Below are 23,017 nucleotides of genomic sequence, written 5' to 3' on the forward strand. Positions count from 1 at the left end.
GTTCGGTCGTGTGGCGGGATGCTCGGGAGGTCGTGGCCGCTGGGGGCGGCGGGGGCCGGGGTGGCCGTGGTGGTCTGGGCCGGTTCGGTCGTGTGTAGTGGTGTCCGGGAGGTCTTGGTGCTCGGGAGGCCGTGGGGCAGGGCAGGCCGTGGAGTCCGGGGCGTGTTCGGTCGTGTGGCGGGATGCTCGGGAGGTCGTGGCCGCTGGGGGCGGCGGGGGCCGGGGTGGCCGTGGTGGTCTGGGCCGGTTCGGTCGTGTGGCGGGATGCTCGGGAGGTCGTGGCCGCTGGGGGCGGCGGGGGCCGGGGTGGCTGCGGTGGTCTGGGCCGGTTCGGTCGTGTGCAGTGGTGTCCGGGGAGGCGGCGATGCCCGGGAAGGCCGCGAGTCCGGGGCCGGTCCGCTCGTGGTACGCGGTGGCGGGGATCGTCGCGGACCGGATCGGACCGGCCGTCCCGTTCACCGGCGCACCACGGCCGGGTGAACGGGCGGGCCGGGCGGTGGGTCAGGACTGGATGCCGTACAGGGCGAGGGGGTGGCAGCGCACGGTGTCCCCGCCGGCGGCGACCCTGGCCTGGATCTCGAAGGTGACGGTGGCGCCGTAGTCGGCGGGCACGCGGTCGGTGAGGACCAGCCCGGCACCCGCGGTGCCCACCGGGCCGGTCTGGACGCCGTCCACGAGCAGCCGTACCTCGGCGCCCGCGCTGCCCTCGACGGCGACGGCGCAGTGCAGCCGCGGGTGCTGGACGATGCCCGGGCCCTTGAAGAGCGTCGTCCACTCGGTGGCACCGGTGGACTCCCAGCGCCCCGCGTCGGCGGGGGCGGGCAGTGGATACGGAACGTAGGGCCGGGCCAGCCCGCCGCGTGCCGCGTCGTCGGCGAGGACGACGTTGCCCCTGCGGTCGAGGACCTGCACCGGCTGGACCGGCAGCGTGTCGGGGGCCGCCGTCCACACGGTCAGGGCCAGCGAGCCGTCGTCCCGGCGGACGACGAATCCCTGCTGGGGCCGGTCCTCGCCCCGGTCCGGCTGGACCCGCCCCAGGTAGAGGAGGTCCTCGTCGCCGGAGGTGCGCACCCGCAGCCGGCCCTGCTCACCGATGACCACCTCGCCGCCCATGATCTGGTTCTGCGCCGGGGTGGTGTTGGCGCTGCCCATCAGCTCCCGCACCTGGCGTTCCAGTGCGCGGACGCGGTCGAGCAGATCGGTCGGGATGATCGCCACGGGTCAGGCTCCTTCCAGGTAGAGGACGGCGGACTCGGCCTTGGTCCGCTGCGGCGGGGTGACCGCCATGCCGACGATCCGGTAGGTGGTGTCGAGCCCCTCGTGGTGCCACAGGTCGTGGACGCGCAGCCGGATGTTCGCCCCCAGCAGCGCGGGCGTGATCCGCCCGTCCAGCAGGACCGTCAGCTCGGGAATGACCTCCGGGCGACTCTGCCGGGCCAGTTCGGCGCGGGCCAGCGAGCGCAGGGTGGCCTCGTCGGCGACCCCGCCGTGGTCGGAGGTGGTCTCCAGACGCGGCCAGCCCGCCTGGAGCTCGCCGGGGAGCTCCTCGCGCACGGTCAGCGGCTGGGACTCCTGCGACTGGTCGGTGTTGGCCGACTCGCCGCGCGCCACCCACACGTTCGCCTGCACGGTGGAGTCCGTCGGCAGGCTGTAGGTGAGAACGCGTCCGGGGTGGTCGAGGAGGACGTCCGTGTGCCCGGTCCGGATCTGCGGGTGGCCGAGCTGGAGTCGTTTGACCCGGCGGCCCGCCGCGTCCCGGTAGCAGTGGATGCGCCACTCGAAGCCGTCACTCAGCTGACCCAGCTTGTCCAGCAGTTCCCGGACGCGGCCGAGCGCGGAGTAGGTGTAGGCGTAGTCGCGGAGCACCCCGGACCGTTCGTGGCCCAGGCTGATGCCGATGTCGCCGCCGGGCTGCTCCTGCGCGTGGGCGACCAGGGCACGGGCGATGTCGAACTGGTCCAGGCCGGTGCCCGTGAGGTCGTGGGCGAGGATGCGGTGGTCCAGGTACGAGTCGAAGGTGCCGGCCTGGAACTGCACCTTCAGCCGGCCCTGGTCGTCGGAGGCCGGTGTGCAGGTCCACAGGATGCCGCCCCACCAGATGTCGCCGTCGCGCTCCAGCCAGACCGCGGTGCGGCCGGGCCGGAGCGCCGCCCGGGCCCGGGCGGCCAGCGCGCCCTCGGGCAGCGGGACGGTGGCGCTGAGCGAGCCGGGCTTGCCTATGTAGTCGTCGAACTTGGTCTCCGTGAGCGGCAGCACGTCCAGCAGCCGGTCGGTGCGCAGGTCGCAGAAGAGGGCCCGGTAGACGGGCGTGGTGACGGAAGCGGTCATGGGTGTCCTCACCGTCCTCACACGAGCGGGTCGACGCGGATGTAACGGTTGTCGAACCAGCCCGTGTTGCTGGTCGCCGAGGAGACGTAGGCGGAGACCGCCGTGTACTCCTCGCCCGCCACCAGACCGTGGACCTGGAAGGTCATCGCCACGGACGTCATGGCCTTGGAGCCGACGGTCGCCGAGCGGACCTCGTCGGCGGCGAGCACCAGCGCCCCGTCCTTGCGGATGTTGACGCCCATCCGGCACCACTGCCCGTCGACGCCGGTGCGGCCCATGAACCCGACGGTCACGAGGATCGCGCCGCTCACCGGAACCGTGAACGGGGCGGTGATCGTGGGGCCCTTGGTGTCGGTGACGGCCTCCACCCAGGAGGTGGAGGAGCAGTAGCCGCCGTCGTTGTTGTACGCCCAGGCGGTGGACGGGACGGCCGGCCGCCACACGGTGCCGTCCCAGCGCTGCAGTGCACCCGCCTCGTCGCGGTACTGGCCGGGGTACTCGCCGGCGACGAGCGCGCTCTGCGGGGCGATGCCGCCGATCTGGCGGGGGTAGGTGGCCCAGCGGGTACCGTCCCAGCGTTCCAGGGCGGTGGAGACGTCGCGGTACTGGCCCGGGTAGCCGCCCGGGACGTCGCGGCCCCAGGACTCGGCCAGGATGCCGCCGATGCCCACGGTGGACACGCGCAGGTCGTAGACGGCGTCCGCCCAGGAGATGCCGCCCGTGCCGACCGAGGCGCCGGCGGGCACGGTCACCTGGGCCAGCGGCAGCGAGGCCGGTGGCGTCTGCGGCGGTACGGGGGTGCCGGACGCCTCGCCCTTGACGACCTCCAGGACGGCCTCGGTACGGTCGCCGCCGTCGAACTCGGCGTCGTACACGCGCAGCACGACCAGGTCGACGCGCGGGTTGGCGGCGTTTCCGTCGTCGAGGGTGAGGCCGGTGTAGTCGGTCAGGACGACCGGGTAGGCCCCGGCCGCTCCCTGGCCCTGGATCACGGCGCGGCCCGGGGCGACGGTCAGGCTCATGTCGGCGCTCTCGCCGAACACGTACAGCCCGGACATCAGGTGTGCGCCGGTCTCGGAACCGGGCAGCACGCCGGCCGCGCTGGTCAGCGCGCCGGTGGGGCTCATGGTGCCGAGCGGGGCCAGCCGGGTGTCGGCCCGGGACTGGCCGGTCTGCGTCTCGGTGCGGTTGATCAGCCAGGCACTGCGTACGGGCATGGTGTCCTCCTGGTAAGGGGTCCTGAAGAGCGATGGAGCGGGAATCCGGGAGAGTCCGGCCGGGTCACCAGTGCGCGTCGCGCCAGCGCAGGGTGGCCGAGGCCCGCGGGTCCGGAGTGGTGTCGCCGGCCCGGAAGGCCAGCTCGGTGCTGCCGGGCGGCAGGTGGAACAGCTGCTCGGGGGCGGAGTCGGGGGCCGCGGTGTAGAGGCGGGAGGTGGTTCCGTTGAGCAGGACCGTGCCGGACTCGGTGTCGACGGTCAGGACGTCCTGCGGGCCGAGCACGATGTCGTAGCGGAGCCGCCGGCCGTCGCCGAGCCGGGTCAGGGCGGGCTGCCGCACCGGGCCCCGGAACTCGATCACCGGGTGGGCCGCGGCTCCGCCCCCGTTGACGGCGGTGCAGGTGCCGGCGGCGCCGGACGTGCCCCACTCGAGCGGCCAGTGCAGGCCCGCCGGGGTGGCACCGGGCGTCCGCGGCCAGTCCAGGCCCGGCTCCGGCGCCGGCAGGTGGGCCCGGGCCTCCCGCAGGACGGTCCCGAAGCGGCGCGGGTCGGTGGCGGTCCACTGGAGACTGGTCCGGGAGGCGCCGTGCACCACGAAGGAACGGTCCTGCGGTACGACCCGGCGGCTCACCCGGGCGCGTACGGCGAGGGTCTCGCCGTGCAGCCGCACGGCGAGCCACTGTTCGCCACCGTCCGCGCCGGTGGCGGCCCGGAAGGCGGCGGCGACGGCCCGGGCTTGGCCGGCCGTACGGGGCAGCAGCCACACGGACGCCCCGATCAGGCGGGGCTGCGCCCAGCGGGCACCGGGCCAGGCGCCGTGCTGGTCGGGGCGGACGATGTCGCCGGTGTCGAGCACCGGCAGGTCGTCCCAGCCGGTGATGCCGGTGCGGTCGATCTCGTACGGGGTCCCGGGGCCCATCAGCAGTCCGGCCCACTGGATCTGCCCGTCGCGGGTGATCAGTGAGCCGGGTGCGGTCGCCTGCGGGTATGGGGTTGTCGTCTCGGCCATGGAGGGCCGTCACCTCGCTTCATGGGTGGGGCGGGCACGGGCTCATGCCGCCGCGTGCAGGAACAGCAGGTCGGCGGCGACGGCGAGCGGACCGTTGCCCTCGGCCGCCCGGTAGCTGCCCAGCCGGGCGCGGTCCGGTGAGGCTGCGACGCCCGGAGTCCTCGGTACGGCGGCCTCGGCTGGGCGCAGCCGGCTGAGCGCGGAGAGCGGCAGCACCGAGGGGGCGCCGCCGGTGCCCGCGGGCTGGACGACGCCGCCCTCGGCGAGCTGGGGGATCTTGGGCAGGTCGACGCCGAACTTCTTGCCGAAGAAGTTGAAGCTGAGCTTGTTCAGGCCGTCGATCACCCAGTTGGCGAACGAGATCAGGGCCTTGACCGGCCCGGTGACCGCGGCCATGACGCCCTGCATGCCGGTGCTGATGAACCGGCCCATGCCGCCGAGGGTCCTGGACACGGCGTCCTTGACCCGCTTGAACTTGTCGGGGATCTTCCTCGTCATCCAGTCCAGGACGGGCTGGACGGCCGTGCGGAAGCCGCCGAAGGCACGGCGGACCAGGCCGGACAGGGCGCGGGTGGCCGAGGTGGCGGCGGAGCGGGTGCCGTTGAACCCCTTGGACAGGGCGGCGCCCACGACCTTCAGGACCGTCGTGATGACCTTGACGTAGGCCTTGAAGTAGGCCGAGACCACGGTGGCGTACGCCTTGAGGACGGGCCCGAGGAACTTCACGATGCCCCGGAACACCTTCAGGGCCTGGTCGAAGACCTTCTTGATGATCCGTTGCCCGGTCTCGGAGTTGACCGCGTAGTCGATCAGGTAGCCGACCAGCGGGCCGACCAGGCCGAGCAGGAACCCGAGCGGGTTGGCGCGCATGGCGACGTTGACGGCGGTCATCGCGCCGGAGGCGACGGTGAGCGCGCCGCCGAAGAGCCCCATCAGCTTGGACACCGTGCCCGAGCCCTTGCCGAGCGCGCCGACGAGTCCGCTGAAGGCGGTGCCCCCGGAGGCGATGGACTTCAGCGGCGCGACGACGGCGCGGGCCTTGCCCCGGCCGGTACGGAGCTGGGTCGCCGTACGGCCGGCGGTGCGGCCCGTCCTGGTGAGGGACCGGCCGGCGGCGTCCGCACGGGTCTTCACCTGCGTGAGCGCGGTGCCCGCCGAGGCGGCGCCGCCCCTGATGCGGTCGGCGGCGGCCCCGGCCCGGCCGACGTTCTGCGCGAGGGACCGTACGGAGCGGGCACTGCCGGTCAGGCGGGTGCGGAAGGAGCGCAGGGCTCCGGCGACTCCCGCGAGCGGGTCCGCGCCGGCACCGATCGCGGCGGCGCTCATCCGCGGGCCTTGGACAGGAACAGCAGGGCGGCGGCGGTCTCCTGGAGGTCGGCCGAGGACGCCTCGTAGTAGTTCTCGATCTGGAAGCCGGAGACGGCACCGGCCGTCGCGTTGACGGAGTCGGCGCGGCTGCGGCGCGCGGTGTGCCGCAGCAGCCGGTCCAGCTTGGACAGCGGCAGCACGGCCTCCGCCTCACCGGCCTCGGCGACGATGGTGTGCACGCCGCCGTTGCGGGGCTGGACGATGCCGCCCGCGGCGAGCCGCGGGATCCGCGGCAGGCTGATGCCGAAGGACTTGCCGCCGACGCCCGGGACCCAGCCGGGGATCCTGACCTTGATGCGGTTGAGCTTGCCGATGGCGGAGTTGATGATGCCGATCACGGAGTTGATCGGGCCCTTCACCGCGCCCTTGATCTTGCCGAAGGCGCGGCTCGCGATGCCCTTGAGGCCGCCCCAGATGCTGGACAGCTTCTCCTTGACCCGGCTGAAGGCCCTCGGGATGACGCTGCGGATCCAGTTGACGACGGGGGTGATGATCTTCTTGATGCCGTTCCAGACACTGGAGATCACCTTCTTGACGGCCTTCATCACCGTCGTGATGATCTTCTTCCAGGCGTTGAAGTAGGTCTTGATGACCTTGGCGACGGCCTTGATGACGACGGTGATCGCCTTCTTGATGCCGCTCCAGACCTTCTTGATCAGCGCGGCGCCCTTCTTCATGATCGGCCCGATGACCTTCATGGCCGCGCTGATGACCTTCTTGATCGCGGCGAAGGCGACCTTGAGGACCTTCTGCATGGTCTTCGAACGGGCGGCCATCTCGACCACCTTCTGGACGAGCGGCGCGAGCAGGGACAGCAACTGGCCGACGAGGTTGCCCTTCATCGACTTGTTGAGCCCCTTCATGCCCTTGGACGCCTTGTCGGCCCCGGACTTGAACTTCCCGACCTGGCCGCCGCTCTTCTGCCCGGTCTTGCCGGCCTTCGACATCGACCGCGCGGCCTTGTCGGCGGCGCGCTGGATGTTCTGCAGCTCGCGGGCGGAGCCGTGGGCGGAGGTCTTGAGCTTCTTGAGCTCGCGGTCGCCGGTGCCGACCGCACGGCCGAGGCTCTGAGCCGCTCTGGCTCCCGCCGTGGCCTGGTTCTGGAGCCCGCGGACCGCTGCTGACGCCCGGCCTGCCGCTGTGGCGAGGGACATGGTTCTCTCCTTGAACGTCTCGGTGAGGCGATGCCCGGATCACGCCAGTGCACGCGACAGGGAATCCGCCTGCGTCTGTACGTCCCGGAGGGCCCGCTGGACCTGCCGAAGTTGATCCGCTTCCGCACGCGCGGACCGGCGCTGGGAAGGAGTGGCGAACGACCGCTGCGCGCGTTGCTCGGCTTGGCGCGCCTGGCGTGCGACGGACGTCGCCGTGTGCCGGGCCGCCGAGGACTGGCCCGCCGCGAGTTGGCGGATCTTGAGCCCATGGGTGGTGAGGGTGCGGCGGGTCAGTGTGCCCGCCCGCTTGAGGTTGGTGATCTTGAGATTGTGGCCGCGCAGGGTCCTCTCCAGGCCGGCCAACCTGTCGGCCGGTCCGCCGCCGTCTCCGGTCGAGTTCTCGGCCTCGTCGTCGGGCGTGCCCGCACGGCGGGCCCGACCCACGATGCCTAGGCGGGTGTTCTCCAACCTGGTGACCCAGGGGAACTTGTACACCTCCGCGCCCGCGAGCGTGATGCCGGTGGGAGTTATGGCGAGCGCTTCCATGTCCCACTTGACGATCTGGTTGCTGAAGTACTCCAGCTGATTCGACGCGTTGACCGCCTTGTGGGCGAAGTGGTCGTCGAACTTCTGGTACTTGGAGCGGAGTTCGTCGACCTCCTGCTTCACGACGGCGTAGGCCGCTTTCCAGTCGTCGAGTGTCGGAGCGGTTGGGCCGTAGGGGCTGTAGCCTGACCCGTCAATCATGGGGCTTCCCTTCACTGTTGCTTCCGGCTTGGATGGGCGTATGGCATCCGCGTACCTCGCTGCTTCGGGCTCGGCGTATTTCCTCCCCCACACCCTCGTGCTGCTGGGGTGCTCCGGGGTCATGGCCTTTATGGCCCAACGGGCGTTCGCCGTGCGGGCGAGGGGTGTGCGAGTCGCGGGAGTCTGCGTCAGGCACACGTTCGCCAAGGACGGCGTCGCCGTGATCGTCAGGTACGAGGTGGCGTCGGGTGAGAAGTTCACCTGCCTGAGCCGGCCGGCGGCGGTTGCGTGCGCGCGGGTGGGGGAGCCGGTGGATGTGGTTTACGACCCCCGCCGACCGAAGAACGCCGAGGTACCGCCGATCGGGTACGGCATGGCCGTCATGCTGTCGGTTCTGGCGCTGGTGCTCGGGGTCCCCGGGCTCGTGCTGCTGGGCTGGATTGTCGGCGGTTAGCGCGGCTCGACCGGCTTGCGGAGGCGCAGCGCCCCTCCCGGAGCCCTCCCCGGCCGGCTCTCGGCCCGGGGTGCCGGCCGGTCGGCTCGCGTCGGGCGAAGAAGCGTATGAGTCCCGTACGGCCGCGGTGTGCGGCAGGGTGGAGCGCCTGCTCGGGTCGGCCGGGTCGGTGGGAGCGGGCGCTCTCCTTTTCGCCTCCGGGCCCCGCAACGAGACTTTCTTGACGGGTTTCCTGGCAGAAGCTACCTTCCGCCGATGAACCTGGTGGGTGCTCTTTTCCTGCTCCTGGCGCTGGTCTTGGCCGCCTGCGGTGTGCATGTCGGCCATGCTCGATGGCGGCATGAAGCGTTTCTGCGCAGCGGGCGAGCGGTAACCGTGAAGGGCACTTGTGTGAATCTGAGGTGGACCAACGGCGGGCTGGTCGCCAGTGGTATCTCGTACGTCGACAAGGGGGGCCACCGTCGATTGGTGTGGACGCAGCCGCACCGGACCATTCTCGTGCCGGTCGGTGAAAAGGCCTCGGTGCGGTATGACCCCGATGGGAAGTCGAACCCTCTGGTCAACGGTGTTGCCGCCGGTATCGGTTCGTACGGCCTTGCTGCGGTCTGCCTCGTTCTCTCGGCGATCTTTCTCTTCAACGGAATCCGACAGATCTGAACCCGGTCGTGGGTGGGAAAGCCGCCGGGCCGTGCCCCGGTGAAGCGGTGTCGCCGACGGTCGCTGCGACTGTGCCCTTCGTTTTGTGTGCCGACAGTCCGGCTCTCACTCACATGAAGAAGCGCATGAGTTCACCGGGGCTCGGCCCCTCGGCGTCGGCCGCCGTCGGCTCCGCAGCTTCCCCGGGCGGGTCCGCGGAGAGTGCCTCGTCACCCGGTCTGGGCACCGGCACCGGCGGCTCGGGCGGCTCGGAGTCCTCGTCCGTGTTGACGGAGGCGAACATCCAGTTGGCGGCGGCCAGGTGGTCGACGGCGGCGGCCAGGAGGTAGTCCGTGACCGTCCACTCGGCCCCGTCGCCGTGGAGTTCCTGGTTGACGGCGCTGTCGCGTGGCATGTGCTTGACCAGCACCGCGAGCCGGCGGGAGGTGAGCCGGCCGCGGTGCCAGTCGAGCAGGTCCACACCGAAGTGCCGCAGCAGGTCGGCTTCCAGAGCCTCGGCGTGTTCTTCGACGAACGCGTCGAGGCTCAGCCTTCCCCCAGGCCGAGCCCGGTCTCCTTGCCGTACGCCTCCAGGATCGCGGCGATGTCCTGCATGGTGATGTCGTGCCGCTCGAAGCGGGTGAACTGCTCGTCGCCCAGCAGCAGTTTCAGGAGCCCGTCGACGTCGTTGTCGTCGAGGCCGCGCAGCGCCCTGGCGGTGGCGCGGCTCAGTTCGGTGGGCAGTTCGAAGGTGTCGCCGTCGAGGGCGAACGACCAGGAGCGGCCGACCGCCTCCATGCGCTGGGCGCGGGCGGCGTTCACGTCGAATGAGGTCATGGGTGTTCTGCTCCGTCCGTGGAGTGGGTGAGGTGGCGCGGGAGGGTGCCGGGTGGGGCCGGGCGGGCGGCCCGGCCCCACCCGGCGGGGATCACGGGGCGGTCGGCACCGCGTAGGCGGCGTCCTTCATCACGAAGGTCGCCAGGGCCTGGCCGTCACCCGGGGACAGCGCGGTGAAGGTGACACCGAGCAGCGCGGCCGCCTTGCGGGCGAGCTTGATGTCGTCGGTGGCCGTCACCTGGCCGCGCGGGATGACGAAGCGGTAGGTGACCGCCGAGCCGTCGGTGAACTCCAGGCCGAGCGCGCGCTCGTCGAAGGTCGGGCCGTCCGGCACGTCGAACTGGACGGCGCCGGAGGTGGCGTCCCGGCGGAAGTCCGCCGACTTGCCGCCCAGGAAGAAGGGCAGCGTGTCCTCGTTGAACTGCAGCATCGAGAACTTCAGCGTCAGGTCCCGGTCCGCGTAGACGAACCGGGCCGGGCTGATCGACTGCCACGTCTCGACCGGGTCCAGCTTGTCCTTCTTGGAGAAGGTCACGCCGTCGGTGGAGGTGTAGCCGAGGTCGGTCCACGCCGACCCCCAGTCGGACGCCGGGTCGTCGGAGAAGGCCGCCGGGAGGGGGGCGTTGACGTCCGCGATGAGGACGCGGCCCGTGCCGGCGACGCGGATCTCGGACGAGTTGTTGCCTGCCATGGATGTCTCCTTGGGATGGGTTTCCGTAGGTGGTGGTGCGGTGGTGCGGTGGTGCGGTGGTGCGGTGGTGCCTGCCGTGGGTACGGCGAAGGCCCCGCCGGTCGACGGGGCCTCGTCTGTGGGGGCGCGGAGTGCGGTCCGCTCCCGGGTGGGCCGGTGCTGCCGGGGTCAGCCGATGCGCAGCGAGACGCGCAGCACGCAGAGGTAGCGGTTGGCCGCCGGGTACAGGTACTCCGGCAGCCAGCGCGGGCCGTCGGCCTCGACCACGTCGCTGATCACGACGTTCGTCCCGTACGTCCGGCCGGCCGCCGCGAGCAGTTCGGCGCGGGCGGCGTTCGCCAGCCGGTGGGCCGTCGGCTTGTCCGGCCCGTAGGCCTCCAGCTCGACGAGCGGCTGGTCCAGGTGGAGGTCGTCGATCCACGCGCCGCCGCGCCGGGAGACGATCACCGCCGGCTGGGTGCCGTCGAAGCCCGGCGGCGGAGTCTCGTCCACGACCGCCTCCGCGAGATCGGGGCGGTCGGAGAGGAGTTCCACGACGATGGCCTCCACGTCGGGGAAGGTGCTCGGAGAGGAACTCATGGGAGGGCATCACTCCTGTCGGTGGTGGGGTGCCCGCAGCGGGTGGGGCGAGGGCGGGAACGCGAACGGCGGAGCGGTGCCCGGAAGGGAGGGATGGGCACAGCTCCGCCGCTGCATCCATTGTGACGCACTCCGTGCGTGTGCGCAACTAACTAGGGCGGACGCGCAATCAATCCATGTGGCGACGCCGATGCGCCGCACGCGTAACTCCCGCATCGCGGGGCCCTGTTTGTTAGTCTGCCTATGTCGAACACATATTCGAGTGCGTGGATTCGAAGGGTGGCGGTTCCGAAGCGGGGAGCGCCGTGACGCGGCGCAAGCACGAAGGAGTTGCGGCGGGGTGAACGGAGCGTGATGGTGATCAGTGCCCAGGAACGGCTGGACGACGTCGTGGTCGCGGTGGTCGAAGTGGCCGCGGAGGCGGGGGAATCGGGTACGTACACCGCCGACGTCGCCCGCACACTCGCCGCCGTCGTCGGCAAGGTCGGGGCGCGGATCGCCGCCGAGGCGGAGACGCGGGGGTTCCGCTGCGGCTGGCGCGAGGCGGTGGTCCCGTCGGCGGACGGAGCGCAGGACGGGGCCCGGGTCTTCCGGATGCCCGCCGGGCCGGGGGAGTAGCGGCGCGCACGGGAAGAGGGGCGGTCCGGGTGGACCGCCCCTCTTCCTCTTTCGTGCGTCTTGTACGTCCTACGCGCTTCGGCCGGACGCGCCCGGCCGCCCGCCCCGGGCGTCGCGCTCGGCGGCGAAGACGTCCTCCAGCCGGAACAGCTGTGCGCGCCCCTGTCTGCCGGCGGGGGAGAGGTGCCCCCGCTGGACCCACTTGCGGATGGTCGCCGGGGACACACCGGCCTCGACGGCGGCCAGCGCGCCGGTGAGCAGGGTCGGCGTCGTCATCGGCGTCGTCATCGGCGTATCTCCCGGTCCGCGGTGTCGGTCGCGGAGCCGGTCAGTTCCGCGAGGTCGGCACCGGACTCGGCCGCCAGCCGGGCCCACTCGCCGACGCCCCAGGCGTGCCGGTGCGCCGGGTCCGTACGGCAGTCGCAGTCCTGGTCGGTGCACCGGCAGGCGGGGTTGACGCAGAGCACCGCGCGCCGGGCGGGCAGGGCGCGCAGGGAGACGGAGTCGCACCACGGGCAGCGGCCGCTCACCCGCACCACCGGTTCCGCGGCGCCCAGCGCGCGGGTGCAGCGCCGGGCCATCCGGCGGACCTCGTCGCGGATGTGCTCCACGAGCAGGGTGTCGTCGGCGGCCCGGCCGAGCAGCGCGGCGACGCGCAGGAGCCGTCCGGCCACCTGGGTCCGGCGGGGGCGCGGCAGCCGGAGCCGGTCGTGCACGGCCTCGTCGAGCTCCACCACGCCGTCGGTGATGTCGCGGACGGCATCGGAGACGTGCAGACGCAGGGGTGCGGTGGACGGTCCCGACGGGGTGAGGCCGTGCAGTTGTTCGGCTCGCAGTGCCTCCTCCCGTTCGGCGCGGGTGCGACCCGGCGACGGGGTGGTCGGACGCACCGCGGCCGGCGGCGGAGCCGAGGGGGAGTGGTGGGCCGGCGCCAGCTCCGCCAGCAGCTCGGGGAACTGCCGCAGCAGCAGTTCGATCCAGAGCAGGGCGTCACGGGCCGGCTGGGCCGTCTTCGCGGCGTCGTTCGGTGCGGACATCGGTGGTCCTTTCTCCCCGGGCAACAGTGTGTTGCGAGCCCGCACACTTGCATGTTGCGCGCTCGCGCGCAAGTGTCATATGCCGATCCGGTCGGAACCGGCCAATCCCACCGCGTCTGGCGCGTGCTCGGCGCGGATCGGCTCGACAGAACCCTCACAAACGAGACGGCGTAAGCCGGTAATTCCTTGCGCGCAAGCGCGATACGCTGATATCCGCTTTGGAGGGAGGCGACCGCGCGTGACCACAGGAGAACTCGACCGCTTCGCGGCCTGGATCGAGGAACTGATCCGCCGACGCGGCTTCGACATCGACAACCCGCGTGGTGGCGGGAAATCCCGCCTCGCCGACGAGGCCGGGGTGCACCGGGCGGCCATCACCCGGCTGCTCCAGCGGCAGAGCATGCCCGACCTGGAGACGACGCGCAGGCTGGCCCACGTCCTCCAGGTGCCGGTGCGCGACATGCTGATCCGCTCCGGCCGCCTCACCGAGGACGACCTCCCCCTGCCGTCAGTGCCCGCGGCCGGTGCCGCCCAGGGGCGGCGCCTCACGCTGGAGGAGGCCGCCGACGGTCTCGGTGTCGTCGCCGAGCAGCGGGAGATGTTCATCAGGATCGCCGGCCAGTTCCTCCCCGACGCGTCGGCGGCGGTGCCCGAGGAGAGGACTCCGCTGGCCTCCGACTGACCCCGGCCCCCAGGTGCCCCACACATGCCCCTCTGTGCGATGTTGATCTTGTCGCATGCCTGGCCGAAGGGGCTCGAAGGGGCGCCAGTAAACTGTGGAGGCCTGTCCCCCCACCACGGCAGGCGCAGTCATCGGAGTCGGCGCGCGCCCTTCGGGCGAAGTGGTGCGCGCGTCGTCCCGGGTACGGAACTGCCGTGAACGCAGCGCCGGCATTTCTGGGGGACGGGGGATGGGGCATGGCCGAGCAGGGCGACCGGCCTCTCCGGGCATCAGACGCCCCCTCCACCGAATCCGGTGCTTCCGGGGCCGAGTCCCCCGCGGCCGGCGGTTCCCCGGCCCCCTCCGGCGGTGCCCCGCCCGGCGAGCGGGCCCCGGCCCCTTCGGTCGAGGGCGCGGAGGACTACACGGGGCTCCTCGCCGTACTCGGCCGCCATCTCGACCGGCACGCGCCCGACGAGGTCGTGGTGCTGCTCCGGGCGGAGCTGGACCGCCGTGAGGCGGCGGCGTACGCCAGCGGCTGGCAGGACGCCGCGGCGCAGTACGAACCGGCGCTGGCCGAGGCGCGGGCCGCGGGCGGGCGGACCTTACGCCTGGTGCGGGGGACGCCGGGCCAGGCTGCTGTGATCCCGCTGCGCCAGGAGGGGACGCAAAGGACCGGCCGCGACCCTGCCGACGGGCACGGGCACGGGCACGAAAGTGACGGCGGCGCCGAGTCGGGGAAGCGAAGTGGCTCCGCGCCCCACCCGGACCCGGATGACGGGCGGCAGCCCGCCGCGCCGCCCGCGCTGGTGCCGAAGAGTCCCAGTTCCCGCGCGCCCACCATCCCCAAGCTGCGCACCAACCGCCGGAGGCCGGCCGGCGGAGGCCGGGCCGGCACCCCGGGCGGCGACGCGCTGTGAGGGCGGGGGGCGGCGTCCGTACGGAGCACTCGGCCCTGGGGACGCGCCCGCCCCGCCCTCTGCCGGGCGTTCCACCGAACGGGGACACAGTGGAGCGAAACGGGTGCGGCTGCCGGTGTCGCCCATTTGTTTTGACCGCAGCGAATGCGCTAGGTACGCTCAGACCTTGTGCCTGGGGTGTGCCCTGGCCCTCGTGCGTGCCTACGACCGCACCGGGGCCGTATGTGGCCACCGCATTCCGCGTCTCCTTCCGCCTCGCGGACGGGGCTCGCGGTTTCGACACACCCGACCGCGTGGGTCGGTGACGTTCCAGGTTAGCTTCACCATTCGGCACACAGAAACCGGAGAAGTAGTGCCTACGATCCAGCAGCTGGTCCGCAAGGGCCGGCAGGACAAGGTCGAGAAGAACAAGACGCCCGCACTCGAGGGTTCCCCTCAGCGTCGCGGCGTCTGCACGCGTGTGTTCACGACCACCCCGAAGAAGCCGAACTCGGCCCTGCGTAAGGTCGCGCGTGTGCGTCTGACCAGCGGGATCGAGGTCACCGCTTACATTCCGGGTGAGGGGCACAACCTGCAGGAGCACTCCATCGTGCTCGTGCGCGGCGGCCGTGTGAAGGACCTGCCGGGTGTTCGCTACAAGATCATCCGCGGTTCGCTTGACACCCAGGGTGTGAAGAACCGCAAGCAGGCTCGCAGCCGCTACGGCGCCAAGAAGGAGAAGTAAGAATGCCTCGTAAGGGCCCCGCCCCGAAGCGCCCGGTCATCATCGACCCGGTCTACGGTTCTCCTCTGGTGACCTCCCTGATCAACAAGGTGCTGCTGAACGGCAAGCGCTCCACCGCCGAGCGCATCGTCTACGGCGCCATGGAGGGTCTGCGCGAGAAGACCGGCAACGACCCGGTCATCACGCTCAAGCGCGCTCTCGAGAACATCAAGCCGACCCTCGAGGTCAAGTCCCGCCGTGTCGGTGGCGCGACCTACCAGGTCCCGATCGAGGTCAAGCCGGGCCGTGCGAACACGCTCGCCCTGCGCTGGCTCGTCGGTTACTCCCGCGCCCGTCGCGAGAAGACCATGACCGAGCGTCTGCTCAACGAGCTCCTCGACGCCTCCAACGGCCTGGGTGCCGCTGTGAAGAAGCGCGAGGACACGCACAAGATGGCCGAGTCCAACAAGGCCTTCGCGCACTACCGCTGGTAGTCGCTCCCCACATCGAGACCGAGAGAAGACTGAAGCCTTATGGCTACCACTTCACTTGACCTGGCCAAGGTCCGCAACATCGGGATCATGGCCCACATCGACGCGGGCAAGACGACGACCACCGAGCGGATCCTGTTCTACACGGGTGTGTCGTACAAGATCGGTGAGGTCCACGACGGCGCCGCCACGATGGACTGGATGGAGCAGGAGCAGGAGCGTGGCATCACGATCACGTCCGCTGCCACCACCTGCCACTGGCCGCTCGAGGACAACGACTACACGATCAACATCATCGACACCCCGGGGCACGTCGACTTCACCGTCGAGGTGGAGCGTTCCCTGCGCGTGCTCGACGGTGCCGTGACCGTGTTCGACGGTGTCGCCGGTGTCGAGCCGCAGTCCGAGACGGTGTGGCGTCAGGCCGACCGTTACGGCGTGCCGCGTATCTGCTTCGTCAACAAGCTGGACCGTACCGGCGCCGAGTTCCACCGCTGCGTGGAGATGATCTCGGACCGCCTGGGCGCCCAGCCGCTCGTCATGCAGCTCCCGATCGGTGCCGAGGCCGACTTCAAGGGCGTCGTGGACCTGGTCCGCATGAAGGCGCTCGTGTGGTCCGCCGAGGCGGCCAAGGGCGAGATGTACGAGACCGTCGACATCCCGGCCACGCACACCGAGGCCGCCGAGGAGTGGCGCGGCAAGCTGGTCGAGGCCGTCGCGGAGAACGACGAAGAGATCATGGAGATGTTCCTCGAGGGCCAGGAGCCCACCGAGGAGCAGCTCTACGCCGCGATCCGTCGTATCACCATCGCGACCGGCAAGTCCGACGACACCACGGTCACCCCGGTGTTCTGCGGCACCGCGTTCAAGAACAAGGGCGTCCAGCCCCTGCTCGACGCGGTCGTGCGCTACCTGCCGACCCCCCTCGACGTCGAGGCCATCGAGGGCCACGACGTCAAGGACCCCGAGGTCGTCGTCAAGCGCAAGCCGTCCGAGGACGAGCCGCTGGCCGCGCTCGCGTTCAAGATCATGAGCGACCCGCACCTCGGCAAGCTCACCTTCGTCCGGGTCTACTCGGGCCGCCTGCAGTCCGGCACCGCGGTGCTGAACTCCGTCAAGGGCAAGAAGGAGCGCATCGGCAAGATCTACCGCATGCACGCCAACAAGCGTGAGGAGATCGAGTCGGTGGGCGCCGGCGACATCGTCGCCGTCATGGGCCTGAAGCAGACCACCACCGGTGAGACGCTGTCCGACGACAAGAGCCCGGTGATCCTGGAGTCCATGGACTTCCCGGCGCCGGTCATCGAGGTCGCGATCGAGCCCAAGTCCAAGGGCGACCAGGAGAAGCTGGGTGTCGCCATCCAGCGTCTCGCGGAGGAGGACCCCTCCTTCCAGGTGCACACCAACGAGGAGACCGGCCAGACCGTCATCGGCGGTATGGGCGAGCTTCACCTCGAGGTGCTGGTCGACCGGATGAAGCGCGAGTTCAAGGTCGAGGCCAACGTCGGCAAGCCGCAGGTCGCGTACCGTGAGACGATCCGCAAGACCGTCGAGCGCGTGGACTACACCCACAAGAAGCAGACCGGTGGTACCGGTCAGTTCGCCAAGGTGCAGATCGCGATCGAGCCGATCGAGGGCGGCGACGCCTCGTACGAGTTCGTGAACAAGGTGACCGGTGGCCGGATCCCGAAGGAGTACATCCCTTCGGTGGACGCCGGTGCCCAGGAGGCCATGCAGTTCGGCATCCTGGCCGGCTACGAGATGACGGGCGTCCGCGTCACGCTCATCGACGGTGGCTACCACGAGGTCGACTCCTCCGAGCTCGCCTTCAAGATCGCCGGTTCGCAGGCCTTCAAGGAGGCCGCGCGCAAGGCTTCGCCCGTGCTCCTGGAGCCGATGATGGCCGTCGAGGTCACCACGCCCGAGGACTACATGGGTGAGGTCATCGGCGACATCAACTCCCGCCGTGGCCAGATCCAGGCCATGGAGGAGCGTGCGGGCGCCCGCGTCGTCAAGGGCCTCGTGCCCCTGTCGGAGATGTTCGGCTACGTCGGCGACCTCCGCAGCAAGACGTCGGGTCGCGCAAGCTACTCGATGCAGTTCGACTCCTACGCCGAGGTTCCCCGGAACGTCGCCGAGGAGATCATCGCGAAGGCCAAGGGCGAGTAACGGGCTACTCCGTTCAACGGACCCCGTTCTCACGCTTTAGGCTTGACCCCGGAGCCCGCATGGGGCATTCCGCCGTGAACCCGGTGGAATGCCCCCGGCACCCGGGCTTTCCAGCAAAGATCATCCTGGCGCCGATGAGTAAGGCGTACAGAACCACTCCACAGGAGGACCCCAGTGGCGAAGGCGAAGTTCGAGCGGACTAAGCCGCACGTCAACATCGGCACCATCGGTCACATCGACCACGGTAAGACGACCCTCACGGCCGCCATTACCAAGGTGCTGCACGACGCGTACCCGGACCTGAACGAGGCCTCGGCCTTCGACCAGATCGACAAGGCGCCCGAGGAGCGCCAGCGCGGTATCACCATCTCCATCGCGCACGTCGAGTACCAGACCGAGGCGCGTCACTACGCCCACGTCGACTGCCCCGGTCACGCGGACTACATCAAGAACATGATCACGGGTGCCGCGCAGATGGACGGCGCCATCCTCGTGGTCGCCGCCACCGACGGCCCGATGCCGCAGACCAAGGAGCACGTGCTCCTGGCCCGCCAGGTCGGCGTTCCGTACATCGTCGTCGCCCTGAACAAGGCCGACATGGTGGACGACGAGGAGATCCTGGAGCTCGTCGAGCTCGAGGTCCGTGAGCTCCTCTCCGAGTACGAGTTCCCGGGCGACGACGTTCCGGTCGTCAAGGTCTCCGCCCTGAAGGCCCTCGAGGGCGACAAGGAGTGGGGCAACTCCGTCCTCGAGCTCATGAAGGCCGTGGACGAGGCCATCCCGGAGCCCGAGCGCGACGTCGACAAGCCGTTCCTGATGCCGATCGAGGACGTCTTCACCATCACCGGTCGCGGTACGGTCGTCACCGGCCGCATCGAGCGTGGTGTCCTCAAGGTCAACGAGACCGTCGACATCATCGGCATCAAGCAGGAGAAGACCACCACCACGGTCACCGGCATCGAGATGTTCCGGAAGCTCCTCGACGAGGGCCAGGCCGGTGAGAACGTCGGTCTGCTCCTGCGCGGCATCAAGCGCGAGGACGTCGAGCGCGGCCAGGTCATCATCAAGCCGGGCTCGGTCACCCCGCACACCGAGTTCGAGGCCCAGGCCTACATCCTGTCGAAGGACGAGGGTGGCCGTCACACCCCCTTCTTCAACAACTACCGTCCGCAGTTCTACTTCCGTACGACGGACGTGACCGGCGTCGTGACCCTCCCCGAGGGCACCGAGATGGTCATGCCGGGTGACAACACCGAGATGAAGGTGGAGCTCATCCAGCCCGTCGCCATGGAAGAGGGCCTGAAGTTCGCCATCCGCGAGGGTGGCCGGACCGTGGGCGCCGGCCAGGTCACCAAGATCAACAAGTAAGTTCGCTTGCTTGTCGGTCACCTGACCTGACATGGGCTGATGCCTGAGGAAGGGCCCGTACGACTTCGGTCGTACGGGCCCTTTCCGTGTTGCCGGAGACCGCCCGGGCGTCATGTGCGTGCCTGAGCCTTCACTCGATCGCGTGCACGGTCGGCATATACGCCTGGCAATGTTCGGCGCTCTTCTACGTTCGCCGCATGGTCAGTTCATCCCATGAGACGCTGCACCGGATCTTCCAAGAGGACCCGGGTCTCTTCGTACGCGCGGTCAAAGGCGTGGGCGTCACCTTCGCCGACCCCGTCGCGGCCGTCCCCTTCCCCACCGACCTCACCGAGAACCGCCCGGTGGAACGGCGCGTGGACACGCTGCTGCGCCTGGAGACCGGGGACGGCGCGAGGTTTCTCCTCGCCGTGGAGTCCCAGGGCAGGCCGGACTCCGACAAGCCCGCGAGCTGGGCGTACTACCTGTCCCACCTGCACGCCAAGTACCAGCTGCCGCCGCTTCTCCTGGTCGTCTGCGCCGACCGCCGCACCGCCGACTGGGCGTCCCGGCACGTCGACATCGGCCCGGTGCAGTGGCCCTCGCTCACCGTGCGCCCGCTGGTCCTGGGGCCGGACAGCCTGCCGGTCATCAAGAGCCCCGACGAGGCCGCGCGCGACATCCCCCTGACGGTCCTCTCCGCGGCCGTGCACCGCCGGGACCCGGATGCCGGTGCCATACTGAAAGCGCTGGCGACGGCACTGAAAGACCTGTCGGCCGACGACGAGAGCACCGCAAGCAAGTTCATCGAACTCACGGAACAAGGCCTCGGCACGACGCCGGCCGCGAACCTCTGGAGGCAGATCATGGCCGCCGACCTCTCCTTCTTCCAGTCGCAGACCGCGCAGAACCTTCGGGCGGAGGGGCGCGAGGAGGGGCGGGCGGTCGGCCGTGCCGAAGTCGTTCTGCTTCTGCTGGGGGATCGGGGGGTTGAGGTGTCAGAGGAGGCGCGGGAGCGCATCCTGGGCTGTCAGGACCTCGACATCCTCGACGTCTGGCTCAGGCGGGCGACCACGGCGGTGTCGGTCGCCGAGGTGTTCGGGGATGCCGAGGGATGAGCGGGACGAGTCCCGACCTCTCCTTCTTCCAGTCGCAGACCGCGCAGAACCTTCGGGCGGAGGGGCGGGTGGCCACTCGTGCCGAGGACATCCTGCTCCTGCTCGGGGACCGGGGTGTCGAGGTGTCCGAGGAGGCGCGGGAGCGGATTCTGGGCTGTCAGGACCTCGGTGTTCTCGGTGTCTGGTTCAGGAGGGCGATCACGGCCGTGTCGGTCGCCGAGGTGTTCGGGGCGTCCGACGGCGGCTGAAGTCCCGGTCATTCGCGGACGAGTGCGCGGCGGCGCACCGGCAGGGCGGCGGATGCGAGTGTCGCCGCCACGGTGAGCGTCGCGCAGGCACCCGCGACCGTGGCGACGGCCGCCCACGGGAGGACCGGGGCGGCGGGCACCGCGAGCAGGTGCAGGGCGACCCCCATGCCCGCCAGGTTGAGACCGGCGACCAGCAGCCCCAGCAGGGCGCCCACCGCGGTGACCGTCAGTGACTCGACGGCGAGCAGCCGCAGCACCTGTGCGTCGGTGGCGCCCGTGAGCCGCAGGACCGTCAGATCGCGGACCCGGTCGGACGTCGCCGTCAGCATCGTGTTGACCACGGAGATCCCCGTGTAGAGCAGGGCGATGCCCAGGACCAGGAGCAGACCGGCCCGCGTCGTGTCCGTCGAGCCGGGGGATGCGGCCGCGGCCCACGCGTCCCCGCTCGCCACCCGTCCGCCCACCGGTGTCACCGCCTCGCGCAGCCCTGCGGCCACCGCGTCGGCGTCGGTACCGTCGGCGAGGGCGACGTCCACCCGGTCGGCAGGGGCGCCGGCGGCGTTGGCGGCGGTGACGTAGACGCCGTTGTCGCCGGTTCCGGTGTGCATCACGGCGGCGATGCGCAGGGTCTTCCGTGTACCGTCCCCGAGCCAGATCCGTACGTTCCGGCCGACCGTGTGCTCCTCCCACTCCTCGTTCACGATGATCGAGTGGTCGTCGAGGCCGGACACCCTGCCCGCGGCGAGCGGGAGTCGGGTGGTGGCGGTGAAGGCCTCGGGGTCGGCGACGGCACGCAGGTCGGACCTGACGAGGGCCACGCCGTCCTCCAGGGTGTACACCGCGCCCGACGAGGTCGGGGAGATCTCCGCCCCGGGCACCGCGCGCAGGCGGCCCAAGGTCGCCGCGTCGAAGCCCGTACCGGGCGGCGCCGTGACCACGAAGGCGGCGGCGGTCCGCTGACGGACCTCTGCGGCCCTCGCCTCGTTCAGGCTCGCGACGGCGCCGAGCAGGGAGCCCGTGAGCGCCACCGTGACCAGCACCGGCGCCGCGAGGGCCGCGGTACGGCGTACCCCTGCCGCCGTGTTCTCCCGGACCAGCAGGCCCGTGGCGCCGGGCAGGCGGGCCGGCAGCCAGGTGAGCAGACGCGTCACCGGGCGCACCACGACCGGTGCGAGCAGCGCGGCCGCGGTGATCAGCAGCATCGGGCGGGTCACGTACGTCTTGCGGTGCAGCAGGTCGCCCGGGTCGCCGGCCAGCGAGACACCCAGCGACACCAGCGCGGTCAGCAGCAGCCCCGCCCCGCACACCCACCGGCCCCGGGTCATCGTCCCGGTGTCGACGGACGCCTCGCGCAGGGCCTCGACGGGGCCGGTGCGTCCCGCCCGCCACGCCGCCGCCGTCGCGCCGCACAGGGCGACGACGAGCCCCGTCCAGAAGGCCAGGTGATACGGCCAGGTGGGGTCGCCGATGGTGAACCAGGCCGGTGCGAGGCCGCCGTCCACCACGTGTGCCGCCAGAAGCGGCGCGGCGTACGCGCCGAGCACGCAGCCGGCCCCGGACGCGAGGGCGCCGACTGTGAGGGCCTCGGTCAGCACCATCCGGCGCAGCTGCCCCGGTGTCGCCCCGGCCGTGCGCAGCAGCCCGAACTCCCGGCGTCGCTGCGCCACCGCGAAGGCGAACGTGGACGCCACGACGAACACCGACACGAACGCGGTGACGCCGCCGGCGGTGCCGAACAGCGCGTTCAGGGCGGTCAGCGCCTCACGGTCCCGGTCGGGATCGGCGTCCGCGTACCGGCGTTCGTCCCCGCTGAGCACGCGGACGCCCGCGCCGGCCGGCACCGAGTCCCGTACGGCCTTCCGTACGGCGGGCGCCTCCGCTTCGACCACCAGCTGCGCGCTGACGGGGGCGAGCCGCAAGGCCCGTACGTCGGTGAAGAAGACGGCGTCCTCGAACCCGAGGCCGGGCACCGTGCCCACCACCCGCAGCGTGCCCCGGTCCGTGCGCAACCGCTCGCCCGGCGCGCTCCAGTCACCGGTGACGACGACCTCGTCGGCGGCGCGGGGGGCGCGGCCGGCGTCGAGGCGGTACGGGGCGAACGCGGCGGTGGACCACGGGTGGCCGACCAGGTCGCCTGGGGCGTGGCGGCCGTGGCCGCCTTGGACGTGGACCGGGAAGGAGCGGTCCTGGACGACGGTGCCGAGCCTTTTCAGGCGGGTCACGAGCGGCTCCGGTACGGGGCGCGGTCGGGCCAGCTTCTCCGTCTTCTCACCGGAGGGCGTCGGCACCCGCAGGGTGTCCTGCCCCCGCACCACGACCGGTGCGGCGGCGAACCGCTCGGGACCGCGGTCGGGCGCGTCCAGTGTGGAGGCCAGTGCCAGGCCCATCACCGTCAGGAGCGCTACTCCGAGCGTGAGGGCGACGAAGCTGCCCATGAAGGCGGGCCAGCGGGTGCGTAGGGTGCGCAGGGCGGTGATCAGCACGGGTGGCCTCCGGCCGGGTTGGGTTGGGGTGCCGTTGTGAGCGGGAGGGGCCAGGGCCTCGGCGCCGATGGCGTGCCCGGCGTGGGTGCGGGGGCGGGGGTAGGCGGCCCGGCCTTGCGGGGTGCCTTCCCCAGTGCCTGAACGGCCTGCGAGGTACCCCCAGCGCCCACCCGTGCCGCCCCAGCGGCACGACTGCCCGCAG

At 71.1% G+C, this 23,017-nt stretch carries 25 protein-coding genes; 11 read left to right on the forward strand and 14 right to left on the reverse strand.

Translation table 11 applies throughout. The features are described 5' to 3' along the window. Positions 1 to 501: 501 nt before the first annotated feature. The 7 genes from AB0P07_RS01225 to AB0P07_RS01255 all read right to left on the reverse strand — a co-directional run bounded on the left by AB0P07_RS01225 (position 502) and on the right by AB0P07_RS01255 (position 7,823). The gene (locus AB0P07_RS01225; RefSeq protein ID WP_365543414.1) at positions 502 to 1,218 is read right to left on the reverse strand and encodes a hypothetical protein; all 717 of its coding nucleotides are present in this window, start codon (positions 1,216 to 1,218) and stop codon (positions 502 to 504) included. A gap of 3 nt (positions 1,219 to 1,221) precedes the next feature. Further along, positions 1,222 to 2,328 carry a hypothetical protein gene (locus AB0P07_RS01230; RefSeq protein ID WP_365543417.1) on the reverse strand — a complete coding sequence of 369 codons (1,107 nt, stop codon included), beginning with the start codon at positions 2,326 to 2,328 and terminating at the stop codon, positions 1,222 to 1,224. Positions 2,329 to 2,345: 17 nt separating this feature from the next. Then, entirely contained in the window at positions 2,346 to 3,545 is a 1,200-nt protein-coding gene (locus AB0P07_RS01235; RefSeq protein ID WP_365543419.1) for a hypothetical protein, read from the reverse strand. Positions 3,546 to 3,609: 64 nt separating this feature from the next. Then, entirely contained in the window at positions 3,610 to 4,554 is a 945-nt protein-coding gene (locus tag AB0P07_RS01240; protein WP_365543421.1) for a phage tail protein, read from the reverse strand. Between the two features lie 42 nt (positions 4,555 to 4,596). After that, positions 4,597 to 5,880, reverse strand: a complete 1,284-nt coding sequence (locus AB0P07_RS01245; RefSeq protein ID WP_365543424.1) for a tape-measure protein — start codon at positions 5,878 to 5,880, stop codon at positions 4,597 to 4,599. Beyond that, on the reverse strand, positions 5,877 to 7,076 hold the full coding sequence (locus AB0P07_RS01250; protein ID WP_365543427.1) for a phage tail protein: 1,200 nt from the start codon (positions 7,074 to 7,076) through the stop codon (positions 5,877 to 5,879). The genes AB0P07_RS01245 and AB0P07_RS01250 overlap by 4 nt, the downstream gene beginning before the upstream one ends. A gap of 39 nt (positions 7,077 to 7,115) precedes the next feature. Continuing rightward, complete coding sequence (locus AB0P07_RS01255) at positions 7,116 to 7,823, reverse strand: hypothetical protein (RefSeq protein WP_365543430.1); 708 nt, start codon at positions 7,821 to 7,823, stop codon at positions 7,116 to 7,118. 40 nt (positions 7,824 to 7,863) lie between these two features. On the opposite strand from AB0P07_RS01255, the gene AB0P07_RS01260 reads away from it, so the two are divergent. Both AB0P07_RS01260 and AB0P07_RS01265 read left to right on the forward strand, forming a co-directional pair. Beyond that, the gene (locus tag AB0P07_RS01260; RefSeq protein WP_197924114.1) at positions 7,864 to 8,277 is read left to right on the forward strand and encodes a DUF3592 domain-containing protein; all 414 of its coding nucleotides are present in this window, start codon (positions 7,864 to 7,866) and stop codon (positions 8,275 to 8,277) included. Positions 8,278 to 8,532: 255 nt separating this feature from the next. Then, complete coding sequence (locus AB0P07_RS01265; protein WP_365543434.1) at positions 8,533 to 8,934, forward strand: DUF3592 domain-containing protein; 402 nt, start codon at positions 8,533 to 8,535, stop codon at positions 8,932 to 8,934. Positions 8,935 to 9,043: 109 nt separating this feature from the next. Here the strand turns inward: AB0P07_RS01265 and AB0P07_RS01270 are convergent, their stop codons facing one another. From AB0P07_RS01270 to AB0P07_RS01285, 4 genes are all read right to left on the reverse strand, one after another. Beyond that, complete coding sequence (locus tag AB0P07_RS01270) at positions 9,044 to 9,394, reverse strand: hypothetical protein (protein WP_365543437.1); 351 nt, start codon at positions 9,392 to 9,394, stop codon at positions 9,044 to 9,046. Between the two features lie 65 nt (positions 9,395 to 9,459). Continuing rightward, positions 9,460 to 9,750, reverse strand: coding sequence for a hypothetical protein (locus AB0P07_RS01275; RefSeq protein WP_365543440.1), 291 nt, complete (start codon positions 9,748 to 9,750; stop codon positions 9,460 to 9,462). Positions 9,751 to 9,841: 91 nt separating this feature from the next. Continuing rightward, positions 9,842 to 10,441 carry a phage tail protein gene (locus AB0P07_RS01280; protein WP_362341904.1) on the reverse strand — a complete coding sequence of 200 codons (600 nt, stop codon included), beginning with the start codon at positions 10,439 to 10,441 and terminating at the stop codon, positions 9,842 to 9,844. Between the two features lie 168 nt (positions 10,442 to 10,609). Then, positions 10,610 to 11,020: a hypothetical protein gene (locus tag AB0P07_RS01285; RefSeq protein ID WP_256109417.1), complete on the reverse strand. Its 411-nt coding sequence runs from the start codon at positions 11,018 to 11,020 to the stop codon at positions 10,610 to 10,612. A gap of 354 nt (positions 11,021 to 11,374) precedes the next feature. Between AB0P07_RS01285 and AB0P07_RS01290 the strand changes: the two genes are divergently transcribed. After that, complete coding sequence (locus tag AB0P07_RS01290) at positions 11,375 to 11,638, forward strand: hypothetical protein (protein WP_365544486.1); 264 nt, start codon at positions 11,375 to 11,377, stop codon at positions 11,636 to 11,638. Positions 11,639 to 11,707: 69 nt separating this feature from the next. On the opposite strand, the gene AB0P07_RS01295 is transcribed toward AB0P07_RS01290, so the two are convergent. Next, complete coding sequence (locus tag AB0P07_RS01295) at positions 11,708 to 11,914, reverse strand: helix-turn-helix domain-containing protein (protein WP_365544489.1); 207 nt, start codon at positions 11,912 to 11,914, stop codon at positions 11,708 to 11,710. Between the two features lie 8 nt (positions 11,915 to 11,922). Next, positions 11,923 to 12,675: a hypothetical protein gene (locus AB0P07_RS01300; protein WP_365543443.1), complete on the reverse strand. Its 753-nt coding sequence runs from the start codon at positions 12,673 to 12,675 to the stop codon at positions 11,923 to 11,925. 238 nt (positions 12,676 to 12,913) lie between these two features. On the opposite strand from AB0P07_RS01300, the gene AB0P07_RS01305 reads away from it, so the two are divergent. The 8 genes from AB0P07_RS01305 to AB0P07_RS01340 all read left to right on the forward strand — a co-directional run bounded on the left by AB0P07_RS01305 (position 12,914) and on the right by AB0P07_RS01340 (position 20,332). Continuing rightward, positions 12,914 to 13,357 (forward strand): helix-turn-helix transcriptional regulator, encoded by a 444-nt coding sequence (locus AB0P07_RS01305; protein WP_365543446.1) that lies wholly within the window; start codon positions 12,914 to 12,916, stop codon positions 13,355 to 13,357. Between the two features lie 194 nt (positions 13,358 to 13,551). Continuing rightward, entirely contained in the window at positions 13,552 to 14,256 is a 705-nt protein-coding gene (locus AB0P07_RS01310; RefSeq protein WP_365543449.1) for a hypothetical protein, read from the forward strand. Between the two features lie 352 nt (positions 14,257 to 14,608). Continuing rightward, complete coding sequence (gene rpsL, locus AB0P07_RS01315; protein ID WP_003948652.1) at positions 14,609 to 14,980, forward strand: 30S ribosomal protein S12; 372 nt, start codon at positions 14,609 to 14,611, stop codon at positions 14,978 to 14,980. A 2-nt stretch (positions 14,981 to 14,982) separates the two neighbouring features. Continuing rightward, positions 14,983 to 15,453 carry a 30S ribosomal protein S7 gene (gene rpsG, locus AB0P07_RS01320; RefSeq protein ID WP_003974303.1) on the forward strand — a complete coding sequence of 157 codons (471 nt, stop codon included), beginning with the start codon at positions 14,983 to 14,985 and terminating at the stop codon, positions 15,451 to 15,453. A gap of 39 nt (positions 15,454 to 15,492) precedes the next feature. After that, positions 15,493 to 17,619, forward strand: coding sequence for an elongation factor G (fusA, locus tag AB0P07_RS01325; RefSeq protein ID WP_362281441.1), 2,127 nt, complete (start codon positions 15,493 to 15,495; stop codon positions 17,617 to 17,619). A gap of 174 nt (positions 17,620 to 17,793) precedes the next feature. Beyond that, positions 17,794 to 18,987 carry an elongation factor Tu gene (gene tuf, locus AB0P07_RS01330; protein ID WP_007443930.1) on the forward strand — a complete coding sequence of 398 codons (1,194 nt, stop codon included), beginning with the start codon at positions 17,794 to 17,796 and terminating at the stop codon, positions 18,985 to 18,987. A 197-nt stretch (positions 18,988 to 19,184) separates the two neighbouring features. Beyond that, a complete protein-coding gene (locus AB0P07_RS01335; RefSeq protein WP_365543454.1) occupies positions 19,185 to 20,084 on the forward strand; it encodes a hypothetical protein in 900 nt (299 codons plus the stop codon). Further along, complete coding sequence (locus AB0P07_RS01340) at positions 20,081 to 20,332, forward strand: hypothetical protein (RefSeq protein WP_365543456.1); 252 nt, start codon at positions 20,081 to 20,083, stop codon at positions 20,330 to 20,332. The genes AB0P07_RS01335 and AB0P07_RS01340 overlap by 4 nt, the downstream gene beginning before the upstream one ends. A gap of 8 nt (positions 20,333 to 20,340) precedes the next feature. Here the strand turns inward: AB0P07_RS01340 and AB0P07_RS01345 are convergent, their stop codons facing one another. Beyond that, on the reverse strand, positions 20,341 to 22,815 hold the full coding sequence (locus AB0P07_RS01345) for an ABC transporter permease (RefSeq protein ID WP_365543459.1): 2,475 nt from the start codon (positions 22,813 to 22,815) through the stop codon (positions 20,341 to 20,343). Positions 22,816 to 23,017 lie beyond the last annotated feature (202 nt).

It is taken from the genome of Streptomyces sp. NPDC085944 (assembly GCF_040686295.1).
GTDB classification, from domain to species: Bacteria; Actinomycetota; Actinomycetes; order Streptomycetales; family Streptomycetaceae; genus Streptomyces; species Streptomyces salinarius.

Coding starts and splice junctions, on each gene's coding strand:
- AB0P07_RS01265 (WP_365543434.1), top strand. CDS start 8,533: ATGAACCTGGTGGGTGCTCTTTTCCTGCTCCTGGCGCTGGTCTTGGCC.
- fusA (WP_362281441.1), top strand. CDS start 15,493: ATGGCTACCACTTCACTTGACCTGGCCAAGGTCCGCAACATCGGGATC.
- AB0P07_RS01230 (WP_365543417.1), bottom strand. CDS start 2,328: ATGACCGCTTCCGTCACCACGCCCGTCTACCGGGCCCTCTTCTGCGAC.
- AB0P07_RS01275 (WP_365543440.1), bottom strand. CDS start 9,750: ATGACCTCATTCGACGTGAACGCCGCCCGCGCCCAGCGCATGGAGGCG.
- AB0P07_RS01235 (WP_365543419.1), bottom strand. CDS start 3,545: ATGCCCGTACGCAGTGCCTGGCTGATCAACCGCACCGAGACGCAGACC.
- AB0P07_RS01260 (WP_197924114.1), top strand. CDS start 7,864: ATGGCATCCGCGTACCTCGCTGCTTCGGGCTCGGCGTATTTCCTCCCC.
- AB0P07_RS01300 (WP_365543443.1), bottom strand. CDS start 12,675: ATGTCCGCACCGAACGACGCCGCGAAGACGGCCCAGCCGGCCCGTGAC.
- AB0P07_RS01295 (WP_365544489.1), bottom strand. CDS start 11,914: ATGACGACGCCGACCCTGCTCACCGGCGCGCTGGCCGCCGTCGAGGCC.
- AB0P07_RS01255 (WP_365543430.1), bottom strand. CDS start 7,823: ATGATTGACGGGTCAGGCTACAGCCCCTACGGCCCAACCGCTCCGACA.
- AB0P07_RS01335 (WP_365543454.1), top strand. CDS start 19,185: ATGGTCAGTTCATCCCATGAGACGCTGCACCGGATCTTCCAAGAGGAC.
- AB0P07_RS01280 (WP_362341904.1), bottom strand. CDS start 10,441: ATGGCAGGCAACAACTCGTCCGAGATCCGCGTCGCCGGCACGGGCCGC.
- AB0P07_RS01240 (WP_365543421.1), bottom strand. CDS start 4,554: ATGGCCGAGACGACAACCCCATACCCGCAGGCGACCGCACCCGGCTCA.
- AB0P07_RS01250 (WP_365543427.1), bottom strand. CDS start 7,076: ATGTCCCTCGCCACAGCGGCAGGCCGGGCGTCAGCAGCGGTCCGCGGG.
- rpsG (WP_003974303.1), top strand. CDS start 14,983: ATGCCTCGTAAGGGCCCCGCCCCGAAGCGCCCGGTCATCATCGACCCG.
- AB0P07_RS01245 (WP_365543424.1), bottom strand. CDS start 5,880: ATGAGCGCCGCCGCGATCGGTGCCGGCGCGGACCCGCTCGCGGGAGTC.
- AB0P07_RS01340 (WP_365543456.1), top strand. CDS start 20,081: ATGAGCGGGACGAGTCCCGACCTCTCCTTCTTCCAGTCGCAGACCGCG.
- AB0P07_RS01285 (WP_256109417.1), bottom strand. CDS start 11,020: ATGAGTTCCTCTCCGAGCACCTTCCCCGACGTGGAGGCCATCGTCGTG.
- AB0P07_RS01290 (WP_365544486.1), top strand. CDS start 11,375: ATGGTGATCAGTGCCCAGGAACGGCTGGACGACGTCGTGGTCGCGGTG.